The sequence below is a fragment of the Curtobacterium flaccumfaciens genome (assembly GCF_013359815.1).
GTDB lineage: Bacteria > Actinomycetota > Actinomycetes > Actinomycetales > Microbacteriaceae > Curtobacterium > Curtobacterium flaccumfaciens.
In genome coordinates, this window is the sequence record NZ_JABMCF010000039.1 from 325,405 (window position 1) to 344,335 (window position 18,931).

The following is an 18,931-nucleotide window of genomic DNA, read 5'->3' on the forward strand; positions in this document are numbered from 1 at the left end:
CGGCCCGAGAAACAGGAAAGGCCCCGGATTCCTCCGGGGCCTTTCCTGTTTTCGCCTGGTGCGCGAGGGGGGACTTGAACCCCCACGCCGTTTCCAGCACACGGACCTGAACCGTGCGCGTCTACCAATTCCGCCACTCGCGCCAGCCCCGAAACACTACCACGCACAGACGGGTGTCAACGCCAACCACTACCATGCAGTGGTTGACGACCGACGACACGGGAGACGCATGGGCCTGCTGGACAACTTCGAGCGAGGGTTGGAACGCGCCGTCAACGGCGCGTTCGCGAAGACCTTCCGCTCCGGGGTGCAGCCCGTCGAGATCTCGAGCGCCCTGCGGCGCGAGCTCGACACGAAGGCCGCGGTGGTCTCCCGCGAGCGCATCCTCGTGCCGAACGAGTTCACCGTGCGCCTGGCACCGCCGGACTGCACGCGCATGAACGACGTCGGTCGCCCGCTCATCGACGAACTGACCCAGATGGTGCACCAACACGCCGTCGCGCAGAACTACTCGTTCTCCGGCCCGGTCACCATCCGGCTCCAGCAGGACGGCACGCTCTCGACGGGCATCCTGCAGGTCGACTCCACCACCGTGCAGCGCGACGTGGCCTGGATCCCGGTGCTCGACATCGGCTCGCAGCGACACCGACTGCACCGAGGGCGCACGGTGATCGGGCGCGGCAGCGACGCGGACATCACCATCGCGGACACCGGGACGAGCCGGAAGCACGTCGAGGTGCTGTGGGACGGCAAGCACGCCCAGGCCACCGATCTCGGCTCCACGAACGGCTCGAAACTGAACGGTCAGCACTTCCAGCAGGCGATCGTTGAGCCGGACTCCACCATCGAGATCGGTCGTACCCGTATGGTGTTCCGGGTGATCCCGGAGAACGACGGAGGTGCTCGATGACCACAGGCCTGACCCTGCTCGTCCTGCGCTTCGCGTTCCTCGCGGTGCTCTGGCTGTTCGTCTTCGTGATCGTGTTCGCCCTGCGCAGCGATCTCTTCGGCCAGCGCGTCCGCACGATCCCGACCGATCCCAAGTCGGCGCCGTCCGGGCCCAGCACCCCCACCGTCCCCGCTGCGGCGGCCCCCGGGCCCGCCTCGAGCGGTGCCTTCACCGACGTGATCGGTCAACCGGGTGGTGGGCAGCGGCCCGCCTCGCCGGCCGCGGCCCGACTCGTCATCACCGAGGGTGCGCGTGAGGGCATGGAGATGCCGCTGGGTGGCGGCCCCATCACGATCGGGCGTTCGAGCGAGTCGAACGTCGTGATCCGTGACGACTACACCTCGACCAACCACGCCCGCCTCGACCTCCGCGCCGACGGCTGGCTCCTCACCGACCTCGAGTCCACGAACGGCACCTTCGTCAACGGTCAGAAGGTGAGCGCTCCCGTCCTCGTGGCAGAGGGCACGCCCATCACGATCGGGACGACGACGTTCGAGCTGCGGCGGTAACCCGGCATGACCGCTCGCACGCTGAGCGCCGCTGTGTCCCACGTGGGGCGCATCCGCGCGAACAACCAGGACTCCGGCTACGCCGGGGCGCACCTGTTCGCGGTGGCGGACGGCATGGGCGGCCACGCCGGCGGTGACGTCGCCTCGGCGATCGCGATCCGACGCATCCGCGAGGTCGACCGCGAGTTCCCGTCGGCGCACGACGCCGAGTTCGCGCTGCAGTCGGCGCTCATCGCGGCGAACCAGCTGATCACCGAGACCGTGTTCGAGCACCAGGAGCTCACCGGCATGGGCACCACGGTGTCCGCGATGATCCGCGTCGGCGAGCAGATCGCGATCGCGCACATCGGCGACTCCCGCATCTACCGTCACCGCGACGGCGAGCTGCAGCAGATCACGTCGGACCACACCTTCGTCCAGCGGCTGGTCGACAGCGGCCGGATCACGCCGGAGGAAGCCGCGGTCCACCCGCGTCGCTCCGTGCTGATGCGCGTCCTCGGCGACGTCGACGCCGCACCCGAGGTCGACACGGCGATCATGGACATCCAGCCGGGCGACCGCTGGCTGCTCTGCTCCGACGGCCTGTCCTCGTACCTGGCCGAAGAGCGCATCCGCCACGCCCTGGCCTCGAACATGGACGCCAACCAGGTCACGCAGCGCCTGGTGAAGGAGACGCTCGACCACGGCGCCCCCGACAACGTCACCGTCGTGGTGATGGACGTCACGGACACCGAACCCGAGGACGACGACGACGCGGCCACCACGGTCGGTTCCGCCGCGGCACCGCTCACCTTCGAGGCGTCGACCGGCCGCAAGCCGATCCGCCTCCCCACGATCCTGCTGCACCCGCTCAAGGTCACCACCGCCCCCGAGGACTCGCACTTCGAACCCGAGTCCGACCAGTTCTTCGCCGAGCTCATCGCCGAGGACCGCCGACGCCGCATCCGCCGTCGGGTGTCCTGGACCGTCGCGCTCGTGGTCGCCGTCGCCGTGCTCGTCGGCGCGGTGTTCGTCGGCTGGCGGATCACGCAGGACCACTACTACGTCGGCACCGACCGGGGCACCGTCGCGATCTACAAGGGCGTGCAGCAGTCGATCGGGCCGTTGGCGCTGTCGGACGTGTACGAGGACAGCGACATCACGGTCTCGTCGCTGCCGGACTACACCCGCGAGAACGTCCGCTCCACGATCAACGCGCAGTCGCTCTCCGACGCACGGGACATCGTCGAGCGCCTGCGCAAGGCCGCCGCGACCGGTGAGGACCAGGCCGGCACCGGTGGGGACGGCGACGCCAGCTCGTCGCCGTCGCCCTCGCCGACCCGATCGCCGTCGCCAAGCCCCACGCGGAGCGCGCGATGAGCAACGCCACGGCCGCCCAGTCCTTCACCCAGGCGATCACGATCAAGCTCCGGGAGCCCGCTCGCGCGCGGAACCTCGAGCTCTTCCTGCTCGTCATCGCGTGCGGCATCTGCGCGGGTGCGATGGTGCTCGTGCAGCTCGGCACCAAGGGCCGGCTGTTCGACCAGTCGGTGCTGTGGGTCGGCGGCGGCATCCTCGGCCTCGCGCTCGTCATGCACGTGGTGCTGCGGGTCGTGGCCAAGAACGCCGACCCGTTCATCCTGCCGATCGCGCTCGTCCTGAACGGCATCGGCATCGCCGAGATCTACCGCATCGACGTCCACAACGGCCTGTCCGGCTGGGACGCCATCGGCGTGAAGCAGATCGTCTGGACGATGCTCGCGATGGTCCTGGCGATCATCACGCTCGTCGCCGTCCGGAACCACCGGTTCCTGCAGCGGTACCGCTACATCTTCATGGCGCTCACGATCGTCCTGCTGCTCCTGCCGATGCTGCCGGGGATCGGCACGAACATCGGTGGCGCGCGGGTCTGGATCAAGATCGGCCCGTTCTCGTTCCAGCCCGGTGAGCTCGCGAAGATCACCATGGCGCTGTTCTTCGCCGGGTACCTCGTCACCGCCCGCGACTCACTGTCGATCGTCGGCAAGAAGTTCCTCGGCATGACGTTCCCGCGTGCCCGTGACCTCGGCCCGATCCTGGTCATGTGGGGCGCCGCGATGGCCGTCCTGGTGTTCCAGCGCGACCTCGGCACCGCCCTGCTCTACTTCGGCCTGTTCCTCGTGATGATCTACGTGGCCACGGCACGGATCAGCTGGGTCGCGATCGGTCTCACGCTGTTCATCGGTGGCGCCCTCGTCGCGCAGAGCGTCCTGGAGTACGTCCGCGGTCGCTTCGAACAGTGGCTCGACCCGTTCAACCAAGAGGTCTTCAGCCGCGACACCCAGGCGAGCTACCAGCTGGTGCAGGGCCTGTTCGGCTTCGCGAACGGCGGGATCACCGGCACGGGGCTCGGGCAGGGCCGGCCGTACATCACACCGGTCGCCAACGCCGACTACATCGTCGCGTCGCTCGGTGAAGAGCTCGGCCTGATCGGCGTCTTCGCGATCCTCGCCCTCTTCATCGTGTTCGCCTCGCGTGGCATCCGCGTCGGGTTCATGGCGCAGGACGACTTCGGCAAGCTGCTCGGTGTCGGCTTCGGCTTCATCATCGCCCTGCAGGTGTTCGTCGTCGTCGGTGGCATCACCCGGATCATCCCGGTGACCGGTCTGACGACGCCGTTCATGGCCGCCGGTGGTTCCTCGCTCATCGCCAACTGGATCATCGCCGCGATGCTGCTGCGACTCACCGATTCCATCCCAGCCGAACAACGCGTCCAGCAGGGCGCGATCCCCGCCGCGAGCGGGCGGTCTGCGCGCGCGACCAGGAAGGAGCGTCGTCGATGAACCGACAGCTCCGCGGTGTCTCGACCGTCATCGTGCTCATGTTCGTCGCACTCTTCGTGTCGACGACGTCGATCCAGTTCTTCGCGGCCGACTCGTTGCGCGCCGACTCCCGGAACTCCCGAACCATCTTGGACAGTTACTCCACCAAGCGTGGCGCGATCCTCGTCGACGGCAGCCCGATCGCCGAGTCGACCCCGGTGGACGACCAGTACCAGTACCAGCGCAAGTACACGAACGGCGACCTGTACTCCGCGGTCACCGGGTACTTCACGATCGGGCAGGGCAACACCGGCATCGAGAGCGCCGAGAACACCGTGCTCTCGGGCAACTCAGACGCCTCGTTCTTCCAGAACCTGAACTCGATCCTCACCGGCCAGGACGTCCAGGGCGACAACGTCAACTTGACCATCGACCCGGACGTGCAGCAGGCCGCGTACGACGCGCTCGGCACCAACAGCGGCGCCGTCGTCGCGATCCAGCCGAAGACCGGCAAGATCCTCGCGATGGTATCGAAGCCGAGCTACGACCCGAACTCGCTCACCTCGCACGACACGGCCGAGGTCAAGCGGCAGTACGACGCGCTGCTCGGGGCCGACACCGCCCCGCTGCAGAACCGTGCCATCGGCGGCGACCTGTACACCCCCGGATCGGTGTTCAAGCTCGTGGTGGCCTCCGCGGCACTCGAGGGCGGCAAGTACAACCTCGACTCCACGTTCCCGAACCCGTCGCGACTGCAGCTGCCCGGCACGAGCTCGTACATCAACAACGCCGAGGGCGGCACGTGCGGCGGCGGCGACAAGGTCAAGCTCCGCACGGCCATCCAGTACTCGTGCAACATCCCCTTCGCCGAACTCGGCCAGAAGCTCGGGTACGACGCGATCAAGAGCATGGCCGACAAGTACGGCTTCGGCGACGCGATCGAGATCCCCATGGCGGCGACCGCCAGCCAGTACCCCGACGTCGACTCGACGGCCCAGCTCATGCTGAGCGCCTTCGGCCAGGCGAGCGTCCGGGTCTCCCCGCTGCAGATGGCGATGGTGTCGGCCGGCATCGCGAACGGAGGCAAGGTCATGCAGCCCTCACTCGTCGACTCGATCACCACGAGCGACCTGAAGACGGTCGAGTCCTTCTCCCCGAAGCAGTACAGTGATCCGCTGTCGTCCTCCGAGTCCGCTGACCTCACCGAGGCCATGCAGAGCGTCGTGAGCGCGGGGACCGGTACCAATGCCAAGATCGACGGTGTCGACGTCGCCGGCAAGACCGGCACGGCCGAAGGTGGCACCGGCGATCCCTACACGCTCTGGTTCACGGGGTTCGCCCCCGCCAAGGACCCGGAGGTCGCCGTCGCGGTCGTCGTCGGCAACGGCGGCGGGCTCGGGCAGTCCGGAGTCGGCAACACGGTCGCGGCCCCGGTCGCGAAGAAAGTCATGGAGGCGGTGCTGAACAAATGAGACCCACCAGCGGACTCACCTTCGGTGGGCGGTACCAGCTCTCCTCCCGGGTCGCCATCGGCGGCATGGGCGAGGTGTGGCAGGCGACCGACCTCGTCATCGGCCGAACCGTCGCACTCAAGATCCTCAAGGACGAGTACCTCGGTGACCCCGGCTTCCTCGAGCGCTTCCGCGCCGAGGCCCGGCACGCCGCGCTCGTCAACCACGAGGGCATCGCCAACGTCTTCGACTACGGCGAGGAGGACGGCAGCGCCTACCTCGTGATGGAGCTCGTCCCCGGCGAAGCCCTGTCGACCATGATCGAGCGCGAGCACACGCTCCCGGTCGACAAGGTGCTCGACATCGTCGCGCAGACCGCGAATGCCCTCCAGGCCGCACACGCGGTCGGCCTGGTGCACCGCGACATCAAGCCCGGCAACCTGCTCATCACGCCCGACGGCCGCGTCAAGATCACCGACTTCGGCATCGCCCGCATCGCCGACCAGGTCCCGCTCACCGCGACCGGTCAGGTGATGGGCACGGTGCAGTACCTGTCGCCCGAACAGGCGAGCGGCCACCCCGCCTCGCCGTCGACCGACATCTACTCGCTCGGCATCGTCGCGTACGAGGCCCTGGCGGGTCGTCGTCCGTTCACCGGTGAGTCGCAGGTCGCGATCGCGATGGCGCACATCAACGAGCAGCCGCCGCCGCTGCCCGGGGACATCCCCGAGCCCGTCTCGGCCCTGGTCATCTCGTGCATCGCGAAGAAGCCGGCCGACCGTCCCGCGACGGCCGCGAACCTCGCCCGCGCCGCACAGGCGCTCCGCCGTGGTGACGTCGCCGCAGCCACCGTGGCCGTCCCCGCGATCGCCCAGAACGGCACCGTCGCGTTCAACCCGCCGCAGGGCCAGGGGAACGACGCCGCGACCGCACTCCTCGGCACCCAGGCCGGAGCGATGGCCGGCGGACCGGGCACCCCCCGCTCGCCCGTCTCCGACGAGCCCGAGGAACCGAAGAAGAAGCGCGCCTGGATCTGGTGGGTCGTCGGCATCATCGTCGTGCTCGCCCTCGCCGCCGGCGCCGCGTACGCCCTGAACGCGAACAACGCCCCGGAACCCGAGCCCACGAAGTCCTCGAGCGCGCCGAAGCCGACCCGCACGCCCACGCAGACCCCGTCCCCCGAACCGACCGAGACCCGCGTCACGGTCTCGGCGGCGGACTACCAGGGGCAGAACGCGGAGCAGGTCGCGAACCAGCTCCGCGCCCGGGGCCTGCAGGCCGAGGTCGTCGCCGGGTCGAACGCCACGTCGTCCGACCAGGTCGGCACCGTCGAGTCGCTCAGCCCCGAGGGCAGCCTGGCCCCCGGCACCCTCGTCACCGTCAAGGCGTTCGGCGACGTGCTGACCGCAGCGGCGCCCGAGCGTGCCACCGGCGGGACCGTCAGCGAGTCCGGTCGCGTGACCTTCAGCTGGCCCGCGTACACGAGCTGCCCCGCCGGGTACTCGGACGTCAGCTACACGTACACGATCGACAACGGCACCGTCCCCTCGAACGGCAGCAGCTCCGGCTCCACCTCCGGAACCGCGGTGACCGTCGCCGGCGCCCAGTACGGCAAGGTGACCCTGTCGTACAAGGTGACCTGCAAGTCGCCGCAGTCCGATTCCTCGGTGGTCTCCGCGTCCTCACCGGGCGCGCAGGTCGAGTGGACCGAGCCCACGGACCAGGAGACGACGAACCCGGACGACGGGATCAACCCCACCGAGACCCCGCAAGACGACCTGTGAACGACCCCCGGACGGGGACTGTCGACACCGTTCGGTAACGGTTCGGTCGACCCCTCCCTGACCAGCGTCTCACCAGGTGGTGCTGCCGTACACTAGCCCGGACGAACAGACGGAGGAGTACGTGCCAGAAGGTGTGACCGCGGGGATCACGCTCCTCGCCAATCGCTACGAGATCGGTGACGTCATCGGTCGGGGCGGCATGGCGACCGTGCACCTCGGCAACGACACCCGCCTCGGCCGCAAGGTCGCGGTGAAGCTCCTCAAGCCGAGCCTCGCCAACGACCCGGCCTTCCGCACGCGGTTCCGGCAGGAAGCCCAGGCCGCTGCACGCATGGCGCACCCCACCGTCGTCCGCGTGTACGACGCCGGCGAAGAGACGGTGTCCGAGCCGTCGGGCGCCGAGGTGCAGGTCCCCTTCATCGTCATGGAGTACGTCGAGGGCCGTCCGCTCTCCGACATCATCGCCGAGGGCGCCGTCGCCCCGGACGAAGCCGTGCGCATCACCGAGGGCATCCTCACCGCGCTCGAGTACTCGCACCGTGCCGGCGTGGTCCACCGTGACATCAAGCCCGCCAACGTCATGGTCACCCACACCGGCCAGGTCAAGGTCATGGACTTCGGCATCGCCCGGGCCATCACCGACACCTCGGCGACGGTCGCGCAGACCACGTCGATCCTCGGCACCGCCTCGTACTTCTCACCGGAGCAGGCCCGCGGCGAGACCGTCGACGCCCGCACCGACCTCTACTCCACCGGCGTCGTGCTCTTCGAGCTCCTCACCGGTCGCGCACCGTTCCTCGGGGACACCCCGGTGGCGGTCGCCTACCAGCACGTCAGCGAGCAGCCGGTCGCACCGTCGACGATCTCGCCCGACGTGTCCCCGGCCCTCGACGCCGTGACCCTCCACGCCCTGGTCAAGGACCGCACGCGCCGGTTCCAGAACGCGGCCGAGTTCCGCTCGGACCTGCAGCAGGCCGCAGCCGGCCGGGTGCCCGCGTCGACGAAGAAGCAGCAGCAGAACGCGGCGAACGACGCCTCGACCGTGCTCTTCGGCGTCGACCCCCGCACGACGACCAACGCCGCATCGGCGTTCCGCGAACTCGACGACGACACCGCCGAGCACCGACCGCAGCGCACGCAGAACCGTCCCCCGGTCGCGTGGATCTGGGTCGGCATCCTGCTCACCGTCGCGGTCATCGTCGCCGTGGTGTTCTTCGTCGCGAACCTGCAGCCCGGCAAGCCGCCGGTGTCGTCCTCGGTCAGCGTGCCCAACGTGGCAGGGTCGACCTACAGCGCCGCGGCCAGCGCCCTCGACAAGAAGGACCTCAAGCCCGTCAAGGTCGAGGAGAACTCCGACAGCGTCGACAAGGGCACGGTCATCCGGACGGACCCGGGCTCCGGGGTGAACGTCGGGCGCAACCAGAACGTCAACGTCGTGGTCTCCCTCGGCCCGGAACGCGTCCCTGTGCCCGAGCTCGACGGGCAGTCGCAAGCGGCTGCGCAACAGTCCCTCGACGACGCCGGATTCCGTCTCGGCGCGATCTCGAGCGACTACTCGTCTGACGTCCCCGAGGGCACCGTGCTGAGCTCCGACCCCGAGTCGGGTTCCCTGCACACCAAGGGCATCGTGATCAACCTCACGATCTCCAACGGCAAGGTGCAGCTGCCCGACGTCACGCAGCAGCAGTACTCGGCGGCGAAGGCCACCGTCGAGCAGCTCGGGCTCACCGTGAACCCGGCGCCGTCCTACTCGTGCACCGGCGGACTCGTCACCCAGCAGGACACCCCTGCCGGAGACGTCGCCCAGGGCAGCGCCGTCACGCTCACCTACTGCGCGCGAGCTGCGGCGCCGCCGAAGGCACCGTCGTCGAACAACGACAACAACAACAGCGCGAACAACGATCGCGGTGACGACCAGGGCGACGACGGCCGCTGAGCCGACCGTCTCCTGACGCGACCGACCTGACGGACGGGTGACGGGCCTCCCGTCCGTCCTCCGTGCCCACAGGCACGTCCGCTCGTCGCCTTCGCTCCTGACGGCCTGGAGGCACGGCGCACGCCCGCAACCGACGGCACGTCACGCAGACGGTGCGGTCCAGTGCCGGAAGACGCCGTCGTGTCGGCACGACGCCCCCGAACGCACGAGAGCGTCTGCCGGCGCGGGCGTTCGTCAGGCGCGGTGCGTCGCGATGAGCGGCCCGAGGTCGGCGGCGCGTTCGGCGGCTCCCGACAGCCCGGTGGTCTCGAGCCAGTTGCCGACCATGCGGTACCCGCCCTCGGTCAGGACCGACTCGGGGTGGAACTGCACGCCGAACACGGGGTGCGCGCGGTGCTGGACGCCCATGATGACCCCGCCCTCGGTCCGCGCGGTCACGGTGAGCTCGTCGGGGACGGTGCCGTCGACGATCGCGAGCGAGTGGTAGCGCGTGGCCGTGAAGGGGTGCGGGACGCCGGCGAAGAGCGCGCTGTCGTCGTGGTCGACCTCGGAGGTCTTGCCGTGCATGAGCTCCTCGGCGTGCGTGACCGTGGCGCCGAGTGCCTCCGCGATGGCCTGGTGTCCGAGGCAGACACCGAGCAGCGGGGTCTCGGCGGCGATGGCCGCGTGCACCGTGGGGATCGAGACGCCGGCAGCCGCCGGTGTTCCCGGGCCGGGCGACAGCAGCACGCCGTCGTACTCGGCGATGCGGTCGGCGATCTCGGACTCGGGGAAGGCATCGTTGCGCACGACGTCGGTCTCGGCGCCGAGCTGCTGCACGTACCCGTTGAGCGTGTAGACGAAGCTGTCGTAGTTGTCGACGACGAGGATCCTGGTCATGGCGGTTCACCGTACTCGTGGGAGATGTGTGCGACGGTCCGCGGGCCGATCCACACACGTGGTCACGGTAGGATACCGGCCATGGCCAAGGACAAGGACCGCACCAAGCCCGCCCGGACGACCCGAGCTGACTCGGTCGACACCGCGGGGGACGCCCCCAACCCGGTGTGGTTCAAGCCGGTCATGTTCGGCTTCATGCTCATCGGTCTGGTGTGGGTGATCGTCTTCTACATCTCGAACGCCACGCTGCCGGTTCCGAGCCTCGGCTCGTGGAACATCGTCGTCGGCTTCGGCATCATGTTCGTCGGCTTCCTCATGACCACCCGCTGGCGCTGACCCCCAGCCCGCTGTCCTCCCGACGCCCGTCGCACCGCAAGGTGCGGCGGGCGTCGTCGTTCTCCACAAGCTCGGGCGTTCCGGGAACGCACATCCTCGAGGATCCCGCCGTTCTCCACACTTTTCCCCACTCTCCACACCGTCATCCACACCCCGACCCCGGAGTTATCCACAACCGATTCCACAGTGGGGATAATCACACTGGTGTAACTCACCAACTTCTCCACACCTGTGGATAACTCCCAGTGCCGCTGTGGACAGCTGTGGATGAGCAGGACGCGGACAGCCCTGGGAACGACGAACGCCCCGCCGCAGTGCGACGGGGCGTTCGGGGAGCGTTGTGGCCGCGTCAGCCGATCGTGACCGCGTACCCGACAGCGGTGAGCGCGATGCCGAGCACCGCCGCACCGATGATCAGCGCGATCTGCAGCGGACGCTTCCGGATGTTGCGCGTCTGTGCGAAGACGAAGCCCATCAGGAACCCGCCGATGATCCCGCCCACGTGCGCCTGCCACGAGATGTTGACTCCGGGCAGGAACCCGATGACCAGGTTCAGTCCCATGAGCACGAGGAGCTGCACGGCGTTGTTCCCCAGGCTGCGCTGCAGCACGAAGAACGCGGCGAACAGCCCGAAGATCGCACCCGAAGCACCCACCACGGTCGTCCCCGGCGCCAGGAAGGTGACGAGCATGGACCCGAAGATCCCCGTGATGAAGTACAGCGCCACGAAGCGCCAGGTGCCGAGCATGTTCTCGAGCATGCGACCGAAGATCCAGAGCGCCCACATGTTGAACAGGATGTGGAAGATGCCCGAGTGCACGAACAGCGAGGTCACCACACGCCAGGGCTGCGTCGGCAACAGGAACGAGTTGTAGGCGAGCAAGCTCGTGAAGAACCGCCCGCTGACCTGGTCGAGCAACCAGATCGCCACCGTGATCGCCACGATGACGGTCGTGCCCTTCTGGTCGAGCATGGCGAAGCGCCGCCGAGCGACCGTGAACCCGCTGGGGGCTCCGGACGCTCGACGGTTCGCTGCGAACTGTGCGCGCTGTTCACGCACGCACTCCGGGCAGTGCACCCCGACCGCCGCCGGCGTCTGGCACTCCGGGCAGATCGTCCGCCCGCAGCGCTGGCAGAGCACGAAGCTCTGCCGGTCCGGATGCCGGTAGCAGGTGTTGTTCGGGTTGTACGCCTGGTCGGTCACGTGCTGGTCAGACGCCTTCGACGTCGATGCTCTGGATGACGACGTCCTCGACGGGCTTGTCACGACCGTCGGTCTGGACGCCCTCGATCGCGTCGACGACCGCGCGGGACTCGTCGTCGGCGACCTCACCGAAGATGGTGTGCTTGCCCTGCAGCCACGGCGTCGCCACCGTGGTGAAGAAGAACTGCGAGCCGTTGGTGCCGCGGCCGCCCTGGATGCCGGCGTTCGCCATGGCGAAGATGTAGGGGTTCTGGAACGTGAGCTCCGGGGAGATCTCGTCGTCGAAGCGGTACCCGGGGCCACCGATGCCCTGGCCGAGCGGGTCGCCGCCCTGGATCATGAAGTCCTTGATGATGCGGTGGAAGATCACGCCGTCGTAGAGCTTGTCGGTCGAGACCTTGCCCGTGCCGGGGTGGGTCCACTCCTGCTGGCCCGTGGCGAGGTCGACGAAGTTCTTGACGGTCTTCGGTGCGTGGTTGCCGAACAGGTTGACGCGGATGTCGCCCTTGTTGGTGTGGATCGTTGCGACAGCGGTGTGCAGAGACATGTTCCGATTCTCGCATGTACTCCTGACCGCGGACGGATTGCACAGCTGCGGTTCCGTGACCTGTCAGGCAGTGTGGTGGCAGGATGGGGTCACGCCGATCCGATGGAGGTACCAGATGACGACGATCGAGATCCCGCGAAAGCGTCGGAAGCAGATCAAGAAGCTCAAGGGCCAGACCGCCTCGCTCCTCGGCGAGCAGCGCAAGGTCCTCGAGCACGCGAACGCGATCCTGGCTGAGGCCCGGTCGAACGCCGCGGACGCAGCTCGCAAGGACATCGCACCCCGCGTGCAGAACGCGATCGACAACGGGATCCGTCCCGCGTTCGCCACCGGCGTGCACGCTGCCACCTCGGCAGCGCAGAGCGCTTCGCACAAGTTCCAGTCCGAGGTGGTCCCCGGACTCGTCTCGACCGCTGGCTCGGTGCTGAGCGTGACCGACCTCGCGAAGGACCCCCGGGTCAAGAAGATCGTGAAGAACGCCCAGAAGAAGGGCAAGAAGGCCAAGAAGGCCGCTGCGAAGTACGTCCCGTCGCAGCAGAAGAAGGGTCTCGGCTTCGGCGGAGTCGCACTCATCATCGTCGGCGTCGTCGCCGTCGCCGGTGCTGCGTACGCCGCGTACCAGACGCTCCGCGCCGACGACGACCTGTGGGTCGCCGACGACGCTGACACGGCGGAGAAGCCCGCCGCCTGACCTCCCGGTTCGTACGAAGGGCCCCGGCTGCTGCCGGGGCCCTTCGTCGTTCCCCGGGCCTGGCGTCCACAGACCCGCGCACGACGACCGGCCTGGAGCGCGCCCACCTACCTGCCTGGAGGCGCAGACCGGCCTGACCCCGCGCCTCCCGTCCGCCATGCGCTTGCGCAACACGCCCCGGGGCAGCCACCGAGAGGTCGCAACCTGTCGCTCAGACGACGCGCAGACGACAGTTCCAGCCACCTCGGCGAACCGCACACGGCATGTCGCGACCACTCAAAGGCGATGAAGCGGTCCGGCGGACCCGACCATCGCGGAGCGGCGCGTCGCCAAAGGAGCGCAGACAAACACGACGACCGAAGACGGCGGAGCGAGGAACGAGCGAAGCAGCACTCGTGCAGAGGGAGTGGAGCCTGGGAGAATCGAACTCCCGACATCCTGCTTGCAAAGCAGGCGCTCTACCAACTGAGCTAAGGCCCCGAGTGCCACCGAGGTGATCGGCGACGGGATGGAATTGTCGTGCTGTTCCGGAGAACTGGTGGGGCTACAAGGACTTGAACCTTGGACCTCTTCGTTATCAGCGAAGCGCTCTAACCGCCTGAGCTATAGCCCCTCAGACCGGATGAAAGCCTACCGTACGATCCCGCCGGAACGAAATCGAGCAGTGGGCCCATCCGGCCCGGGTGTGTCAGTTGTTCGTGAAGCCCACGAGCAGACCGCCCGTGATCCGAACACTGAGGTTGTAGAGCACGCTCACGATGGCGCCGAGCACGGTGCCGACGACCACGTTGAGGATGCCCACGACGATGGAGAACCCGAGGACCTGGCCCAGCGAGAACTGGTCCATGATCGAGTAACTGTTCTGCCCGGTGACGTCCTTCAACAGGGCGTCGACCTGGGTGAACACACCCGTCTGGTTGAGGATGACCCACACCAGTGCCGTGGCGACCACGATCACGATGCTGCCGGCCAGGGCGATGAGGAAGCTCAGCTTCACCATCGACCAGAAGTCGACGTAGACCAGTCGCAACCGCACCTGGCGGGTGCCGACGGGTCGCTTCGCCTTCTTCTGGAGCTTCTCGGCGACACTACTCATTGCTTGACTGGTCCTCTCCGGCCTCGTCTGCGACGGGCTCGGTGTCGATGGGATCAGTGGAATCCGGGGCCGCTTCGGCTGGGCTGACCGTCTCCACCGGGCCCGCGGGCTCGATCTCGGCGTCGTCCTGGTCGTCCAGGTTCCGCTCGGTGTTCCGGGCCACCGCGATGATCCGGTCGTTCTCCGCGAACCTCGCGAAGACGACGCCCATCGTGTCACGGCCCTTGGCAGGGACCTCGGCCACGGCAGACCTTACCACCTTGCCCGATTGCAGCACGACGAGCACCTCGTCGTCCTCGCCGACGATGAGAGCGCCCACAAGATCGCCTCGGTCGAGCGCCAACTTGGCCACCTTGATGCCCAGACCACCACGGCCCTGCACCCGGTACTGGTCGACCGCGGTGCGCTTGGCGTAGCCACCCTCGGTCATCACCCAGACGAAGCCGTCGTCGGAGACGACCCGGGCCGCGAGCAGCGAGTCGCCGTCGCGGAAGGACATGCCCTTCACACCCGAGGTCGAGCGACCCATCGGACGCAGGGTGTCGTTCGTCGCCGTGAACCGGAGCGACATGCCTTGGCGGGACACCAGGAGCAGGTCGTCGTGCTCGTCGACGAGCAGCGCCTGCCGGAGCTTGTCACCGTCGCGCAGGTTGATCGCGATGATGCCGCCGGTGCGGTTCGTGTCGTACTCGGTGAGCGCGGTCTTCTTCACCAGACCGTGCTCGGTCGCGAGGACGAGGTACTGCGCCACCTCGTAGTCGCGGATGTCGAGCACCTGCTGGATCTGCTCGTCGGGCTGCATCGCGAGCAGGTTCGCGACGTGCTGGCCCTTCGCGTCGCGGCCGGCCTCCTGCAGCTCGTACGCCTTGGCACGGTAGACCCGGCCCTGGTCGGTGAGGAACAGGAGCCAGTGGTGCGTCGTGGTGACGAAGAAGTGCTCGACGATGTCGTCGGCGCGGAGCTGGGCCCCGCGGACACCTCGGCCGCCACGGTGCTGCGAGCGGTACTGGTCGCTGCGCGTGCGCTTGACGTAGCCACCGCGGGTGATGGTGACGACCATCTCCTCTTCGGGGATCAGGTCTTCCATCGACATGTCGCCGTCGTAGCCGAACATGATCTCGGTACGACGGTCGTCGCCGAAGCGGTCGACGATCTCGCTCAGCTCGTCGCGGATGATCGAGCGCTGACGGCTCTCCGACCCGAGGATGTCCTGGAAGTCGGCGATCTTGCGCTCGAGTTCTTCGGCCTCGTCGTGGATCTTCTGACGCTCGAGGGCGGCGAGACGACGGAGCTGCAGCTCGAGGATCGCGCGCGCCTGGATCTCGTCGACGGACAGCAGGTCCATCAGGCCGGTGCGGGCCTCTTCGACGTCGGGCGAGCGACGGATGAGCGCGATGACCTCGTCGAGGGCGTCGAGCGCAGCCAGGTAGCCACGCAGGATGTGGGCGCGCTTCTCGGCCTCACGCAGACGGAACTGCGTGCGGCGGACGATGACGTCGACCTGGTGGGCGACCCACGCCGAGATGAAGCCGTCGAGCGGCAGGGTGCGGGGCACCCCGTCGACGATCGCGAGCATGTTCGCGCCGAAGTTCTCCTGCAGCTGGGTGTGCTTGTAGAGGTTGTTGAGCACGACCTTGGCGACGGCGTCACGCTTCAGCACGATCACCAGGCGCTGCCCGGTACGACCGGAGGTCTCGTCACGGATGTCGGCGACACCGGCGAGCTTGCCGTCCTTGACCAGCTCGGCGATCTTGATCGCCAGGTTGTCGGGGTTGACCTGGTACGGCAGCTCGGTGACGACGAGGCAGGTGCGACCCTGGATCTCCTCCACCGAGACGACGGCACGCATCGTGATCGAACCACGGCCGGTGCGGTAGGCGTCCTGGATGCCCTTGGTGCCGAGCACCTGTGCACCCGTCGGGAAGTCCGGGCCCTTGATGCGCTGCATGAGCGCGGCGAGCAGCTCTTCACGGGTGGCGTCGGGGTTGTCGAGCGCCCACTTGGCGCCCTCGGCGACCTCGCGCAGGTTGTGCGGCGGGATGTTCGTGGCCATGCCGACCGCGATGCCGACCGAGCCGTTGACGAGCAGGTTCGGGAACCGGGCCGGCAGGATCGCCGGCTCCTGGGTGCGGCCGTCGTAGTTGTCCTGGAAGTCGACGGTGTCCTCGTCGATGTCGCGGACCATCTCGAGCGCGAGCGGCGCCATCTTCGTCTCGGTGTACCGCGGGGCGGCGGCGCCGTCGTTGCCCGGCGAACCGAAGTTGCCCTGGCCGAGCGCGAGCGGGTACCGGAGCGACCACGGCTGCACCAGGCGGACGAGGGCGTCGTAGATCGCCGAGTCACCGTGCGGGTGGAACTGGCCCATGACGTCACCGACGACGCGGGAGCACTTCGAGAACGCACGGTCCGGCCGGTAGCCGCCGTCGAACATCGCGTAGATCACACGGCGGTGCACCGGCTTGAGACCGTCGCGGACCTCCGGCAGGGCGCGACCGACGATGACCGACATCGCGTAGTCGAGGTACGAGCGCTGCATCTCGAGCTGCAGGTCGACCTGCGAGATGCGGTCACCGGAGACGACGATGTCCCCACTGTCGCCGTGGACGATCTCGGGCAGCTCGTCGGCGCCGTTCTCGTTGTCGTCAGCCATGTGGCTTGGTTCCCTTTCTGGACAGCCTGGAGGCTGTGGTTCCGTTGGTCGCGCCGGGCGCGACCACAGGTGGTCAGGACTGGTCGACGCGGCTCACGCCGCGCCTCCTGGCCGTTAGATGTCGAGGAAGCGGACGTCCTTGGCGTTCTGCTGGATGAACTGACGACGTGCGTCGACGTCTTCACCCATCAGCGTCGAGAAGGTGCTGTCCACCGCAGCCGCGTCCTCGAGCGTGACCTGCAGGAGCGTGCGGGTGTCCGGGTTCATCGTGGTGTCCCAGAGCTCCTTGTAGTCCATCTCGCCGAGGCCCTTGTAGCGCTGGATCCCGTTGTCCTTCGGGATCCGCTTGCCGGCTGCGAGGCCGGCCTGCATCAGGGCGTCGCGCTCCCGGTCGCTGAACACGTACTCGTGCGCCGAGTTCGACCACTTCAGGCGGTACAGCGGCGGCTGCGCGAGGTACACGTAGCCGTGCTCGATGAGCGGACGCATGTAGCGGAACAGCAGCGTGAGCAGCAGCGTGGTGATGTGCTGGCCGTCGACGTCGGCATCGGCCATCAGCACGATCTTGTGGTACCGGGCCTTGTCCGGGTCGAAGTCCTCACCGATGCCGGCACCGAACGCCGTGATCATCGACTGGATCTCCTGGTTGGCGAGGGCGCGGTCGAGCCGGGCCTTCTCGACGTTCAGGATCTTGCCGCGCAGGGGCAGGATCGCCTGGGTCATCGGGTTGCGGCCCTGCACGGCGGAACCGCCGGCGGAGTCGCCCTCGACCATGAAGATCTCCGACACGGTCGGGTCCTTCGACTGGCAGTCCTTGAGCTTGCCGGGCATGCCGCCCGACTCGAGCAGCCCCTTGCGGCGGGTGGTCTCGCGCGCCTTGCGGGCGGCGAGCCGCGCCTGCGACGCCTGGATCGCCTTGCGGACGACGTCGCGTGCCTGCGTCGGGTTGCTCTCGAACCAGTGGGTCAGCTCGGTGCCGACGACGCGCTGCACGAACGACTTCGCCTCGGTGTTGCCGAGCTTGGTCTTCGTCTGCCCCTCGAACTGCGGCTCGCCGAGCTTCACGGAGATGACGGCCGTCAGCCCTTCGCGGATGTCGTCACCCGTGAGGTTGTCGTCCTTCTCCTTGATGATCTTCGTGTCGCGCGCGTAACGGTTGACGAGGGTCGTGAGCGCTGCACGGAAGCCCTCTTCGTGGGTGCCGCCCTCGTGCGTGTTGATCGTGTTCGCGAAGGTGTGGACGCTCTCCTGGTACGAGGTGTTCCACTGCATCGCGACCTCGAGCGCGATCTTGCGCTCCGGGTCCTCGGACTCGAAGCCGATGACGTCCGGGTGGACGAGGTCGGCCTTCTTCTGCGCGTTGATGTACTCGACGTAGTCGGCGAGACCACGCTCGTACATGAACGTGTCGTTGCGGGCCTCTTCCCCTTCTTCCGGGGCGCGCTCGTCGCGGAGGTTGATCCGCAGGCCCTTGTTCAGGAAGGCCATCTGCTGGAACCGCGTGCGCAGGGTCTCGTAGTCGAAGACGACGGACTCGAAGATCTCGGCGTTCGGCCAGAACGTGATCGTCGTGCCGGTCTCGTCGGTCTCTTCGTCCTTGGAGACGGGCGCGACGGGGACACCGTCGGTGTAGCTCTGGCGCCAGACGTGGCCCTGCCGACGGACCTCGACGTCGAGCTCGGAGCTCAGCGCGTTCACGACGGACGAACCGACGCCGTGCAGACCACCGGAGACGGCGTAGCCGCCACCACCGAACTTGCCGCCGGCGTGCAGGACGGTGAGGACGACCTGCAGGGTCGAGACCCCCTCGGCCGCGTGGACGTCGACCGGGATGCCACGGCCGTTGTCGACGACGCGGACGCCACCGTCTTCACGGATGCTCACGTCGATGGTGTCGCAGTACCCGGCGAGGGCTTCGTCGACGGAGTTGTCGACGATCTCCTGGACCAGGTGGTGCAGGCCGCGAGGGCCGGTCGAACCGATGTACATACCCGGGCGCTTGCGGACGGCCTCGAGCCCCTCGAGCACCTGAATCTGGTCTGCGCCGTAGGACGGTTCGCTCTGCGGGGTCTCCGCACCGAGCGGGTTCTGCCGGTCGTCTTCAGATTCTGCTGCCATG

15 protein-coding genes and 3 tRNA genes are annotated in these 18,931 nt (G+C 68.0%); 9 read left to right on the top strand and 9 right to left on the bottom strand.

Features of this window, described 5'->3' with window-relative positions; all coding sequences use genetic code 11:
- Positions 1-56 precede the first annotated feature (56 nt).
- Positions 57-143: transfer RNA gene (locus HP445_RS13110), tRNA-Leu, on the bottom strand.
- An 86-nt stretch (positions 144-229) separates the two neighbouring features.
- On the opposite strand from HP445_RS13110, the gene HP445_RS13115 reads away from it, so the two are divergent.
- The 7 genes from HP445_RS13115 to pknB all read left to right on the top strand — a co-directional run bounded on the left by HP445_RS13115 (position 230) and on the right by pknB (position 9,409).
- Complete coding sequence (locus HP445_RS13115) at positions 230-910, top strand: FHA domain-containing protein (protein WP_017887797.1); 681 nt, start codon at positions 230-232, stop codon at positions 908-910.
- Positions 907-1,458 (top strand): FHA domain-containing protein FhaB/FipA, encoded by a 552-nt coding sequence (locus tag HP445_RS13120; RefSeq protein ID WP_111022491.1) that lies wholly within the window; start codon positions 907-909, stop codon positions 1,456-1,458. The genes HP445_RS13115 and HP445_RS13120 overlap by 4 nt, the downstream gene beginning before the upstream one ends.
- A 6-nt stretch (positions 1,459-1,464) precedes the next feature.
- Positions 1,465-2,817: a Stp1/IreP family PP2C-type Ser/Thr phosphatase gene (locus HP445_RS13125; RefSeq protein ID WP_111032512.1), complete on the top strand. Its 1,353-nt coding sequence runs from the start codon at positions 1,465-1,467 to the stop codon at positions 2,815-2,817.
- Positions 2,814-4,259, top strand: a complete 1,446-nt coding sequence (locus tag HP445_RS13130) for an FtsW/RodA/SpoVE family cell cycle protein (protein ID WP_071404142.1) — start codon at positions 2,814-2,816, stop codon at positions 4,257-4,259. Before HP445_RS13125 ends, HP445_RS13130 begins: the two co-directional genes overlap by 4 nt.
- Positions 4,256-5,710: a peptidoglycan D,D-transpeptidase FtsI family protein gene (locus HP445_RS13135; protein ID WP_110863675.1), complete on the top strand. Its 1,455-nt coding sequence runs from the start codon at positions 4,256-4,258 to the stop codon at positions 5,708-5,710. The genes HP445_RS13130 and HP445_RS13135 overlap by 4 nt, the downstream gene beginning before the upstream one ends.
- Positions 5,707-7,473 carry a serine/threonine-protein kinase gene (locus HP445_RS13140; protein ID WP_111032513.1) on the top strand — a complete coding sequence of 589 codons (1,767 nt, stop codon included), beginning with the start codon at positions 5,707-5,709 and terminating at the stop codon, positions 7,471-7,473. Before HP445_RS13135 ends, HP445_RS13140 begins: the two co-directional genes overlap by 4 nt.
- Positions 7,474-7,594: 121 nt before the next feature.
- The gene (pknB, locus tag HP445_RS13145; RefSeq protein WP_258727777.1) at positions 7,595-9,409 is read left to right on the top strand and encodes a Stk1 family PASTA domain-containing Ser/Thr kinase; all 1,815 of its coding nucleotides are present in this window, start codon (positions 7,595-7,597) and stop codon (positions 9,407-9,409) included.
- 234 nt (positions 9,410-9,643) lie between these two features.
- Here the strand turns inward: pknB and HP445_RS13150 are convergent, their stop codons facing one another.
- Positions 9,644-10,288 (bottom strand): anthranilate synthase component II, encoded by a 645-nt coding sequence (locus HP445_RS13150; RefSeq protein WP_111022494.1) that lies wholly within the window; start codon positions 10,286-10,288, stop codon positions 9,644-9,646.
- 81 nt (positions 10,289-10,369) lie between these two features.
- Between HP445_RS13150 and HP445_RS13155 the strand changes: the two genes are divergently transcribed.
- The gene (locus HP445_RS13155) at positions 10,370-10,624 is read left to right on the top strand and encodes a cell division protein CrgA (RefSeq protein ID WP_071404137.1); all 255 of its coding nucleotides are present in this window, start codon (positions 10,370-10,372) and stop codon (positions 10,622-10,624) included.
- 349 nt (positions 10,625-10,973) lie between these two features.
- On the opposite strand, the gene HP445_RS13160 is transcribed toward HP445_RS13155, so the two are convergent.
- Together HP445_RS13160 and HP445_RS13165 are read right to left on the bottom strand one after the other, a co-directional pair.
- Positions 10,974-11,828, bottom strand: a complete 855-nt coding sequence (locus HP445_RS13160; RefSeq protein ID WP_128780336.1) for a rhomboid family intramembrane serine protease — start codon at positions 11,826-11,828, stop codon at positions 10,974-10,976.
- Between the two features lie 7 nt (positions 11,829-11,835).
- Positions 11,836-12,375: a peptidylprolyl isomerase gene (locus HP445_RS13165; RefSeq protein ID WP_128780337.1), complete on the bottom strand. Its 540-nt coding sequence runs from the start codon at positions 12,373-12,375 to the stop codon at positions 11,836-11,838.
- A gap of 115 nt (positions 12,376-12,490) precedes the next feature.
- Here HP445_RS13165 and HP445_RS13170 point away from each other — a divergent pair, with 115 nt between their 5' ends.
- Complete coding sequence (locus HP445_RS13170) at positions 12,491-13,066, top strand: hypothetical protein (RefSeq protein WP_111022496.1); 576 nt, start codon at positions 12,491-12,493, stop codon at positions 13,064-13,066.
- A gap of 407 nt (positions 13,067-13,473) precedes the next feature.
- Here the strand turns inward: HP445_RS13170 and HP445_RS13175 are convergent.
- The 5 genes from HP445_RS13175 to gyrB form a co-directional block, all read right to left on the bottom strand.
- Positions 13,474-13,546 (bottom strand) — tRNA-Ala (locus tag HP445_RS13175).
- 56 nt (positions 13,547-13,602) lie between these two features.
- Positions 13,603-13,679 (bottom strand) — tRNA-Ile (locus tag HP445_RS13180).
- A 75-nt stretch (positions 13,680-13,754) separates the two neighbouring features.
- Positions 13,755-14,162, bottom strand: coding sequence for a DUF3566 domain-containing protein (locus HP445_RS13185; RefSeq protein WP_027466922.1), 408 nt, complete (start codon positions 14,160-14,162; stop codon positions 13,755-13,757).
- Positions 14,155-16,812 carry a DNA gyrase subunit A gene (gene gyrA / locus HP445_RS13190; RefSeq protein WP_111022497.1) on the bottom strand — a complete coding sequence of 886 codons (2,658 nt, stop codon included), beginning with the start codon at positions 16,810-16,812 and terminating at the stop codon, positions 14,155-14,157. Before gyrA ends, HP445_RS13185 begins: the two co-directional genes overlap by 8 nt.
- A 114-nt stretch (positions 16,813-16,926) precedes the next feature.
- Positions 16,927-18,930, bottom strand: coding sequence for a DNA topoisomerase (ATP-hydrolyzing) subunit B (gene gyrB / locus HP445_RS13195; RefSeq protein WP_111022498.1), 2,004 nt, complete (start codon positions 18,928-18,930; stop codon positions 16,927-16,929).
- Position 18,931 lies beyond the last annotated feature (1 nt).

Excerpts from the sequence above, each read along its gene's own strand:
- HP445_RS13115 (WP_017887797.1), top strand. The coding sequence starts at position 230 with ATGGGCCTGCTGGACAACTTCGAGCGAGGGTTGGAACGCGCCGTCAAC.
- HP445_RS13120 (WP_111022491.1), top strand. The coding sequence starts at position 907 with ATGACCACAGGCCTGACCCTGCTCGTCCTGCGCTTCGCGTTCCTCGCG.
- HP445_RS13125 (WP_111032512.1), top strand. The coding sequence starts at position 1,465 with ATGACCGCTCGCACGCTGAGCGCCGCTGTGTCCCACGTGGGGCGCATC.
- HP445_RS13130 (WP_071404142.1), top strand. The coding sequence starts at position 2,814 with ATGAGCAACGCCACGGCCGCCCAGTCCTTCACCCAGGCGATCACGATC.
- HP445_RS13135 (WP_110863675.1), top strand. The coding sequence starts at position 4,256 with ATGAACCGACAGCTCCGCGGTGTCTCGACCGTCATCGTGCTCATGTTC.
- HP445_RS13140 (WP_111032513.1), top strand. The coding sequence starts at position 5,707 with ATGAGACCCACCAGCGGACTCACCTTCGGTGGGCGGTACCAGCTCTCC.
- HP445_RS13150 (WP_111022494.1), bottom strand. The coding sequence starts at position 10,288 with ATGACCAGGATCCTCGTCGTCGACAACTACGACAGCTTCGTCTACACG.
- HP445_RS13155 (WP_071404137.1), top strand. The coding sequence starts at position 10,370 with ATGGCCAAGGACAAGGACCGCACCAAGCCCGCCCGGACGACCCGAGCT.
- HP445_RS13165 (WP_128780337.1), bottom strand. The coding sequence starts at position 12,375 with ATGTCTCTGCACACCGCTGTCGCAACGATCCACACCAACAAGGGCGAC.
- HP445_RS13170 (WP_111022496.1), top strand. The coding sequence starts at position 12,491 with ATGACGACGATCGAGATCCCGCGAAAGCGTCGGAAGCAGATCAAGAAG.
- HP445_RS13185 (WP_027466922.1), bottom strand. The coding sequence starts at position 14,162 with ATGAGTAGTGTCGCCGAGAAGCTCCAGAAGAAGGCGAAGCGACCCGTC.
- gyrA (WP_111022497.1), bottom strand. The coding sequence starts at position 16,812 with ATGGCTGACGACAACGAGAACGGCGCCGACGAGCTGCCCGAGATCGTC.
- gyrB (WP_111022498.1), bottom strand. The coding sequence starts at position 18,930 with ATGGCAGCAGAATCTGAAGACGACCGGCAGAACCCGCTCGGTGCGGAG.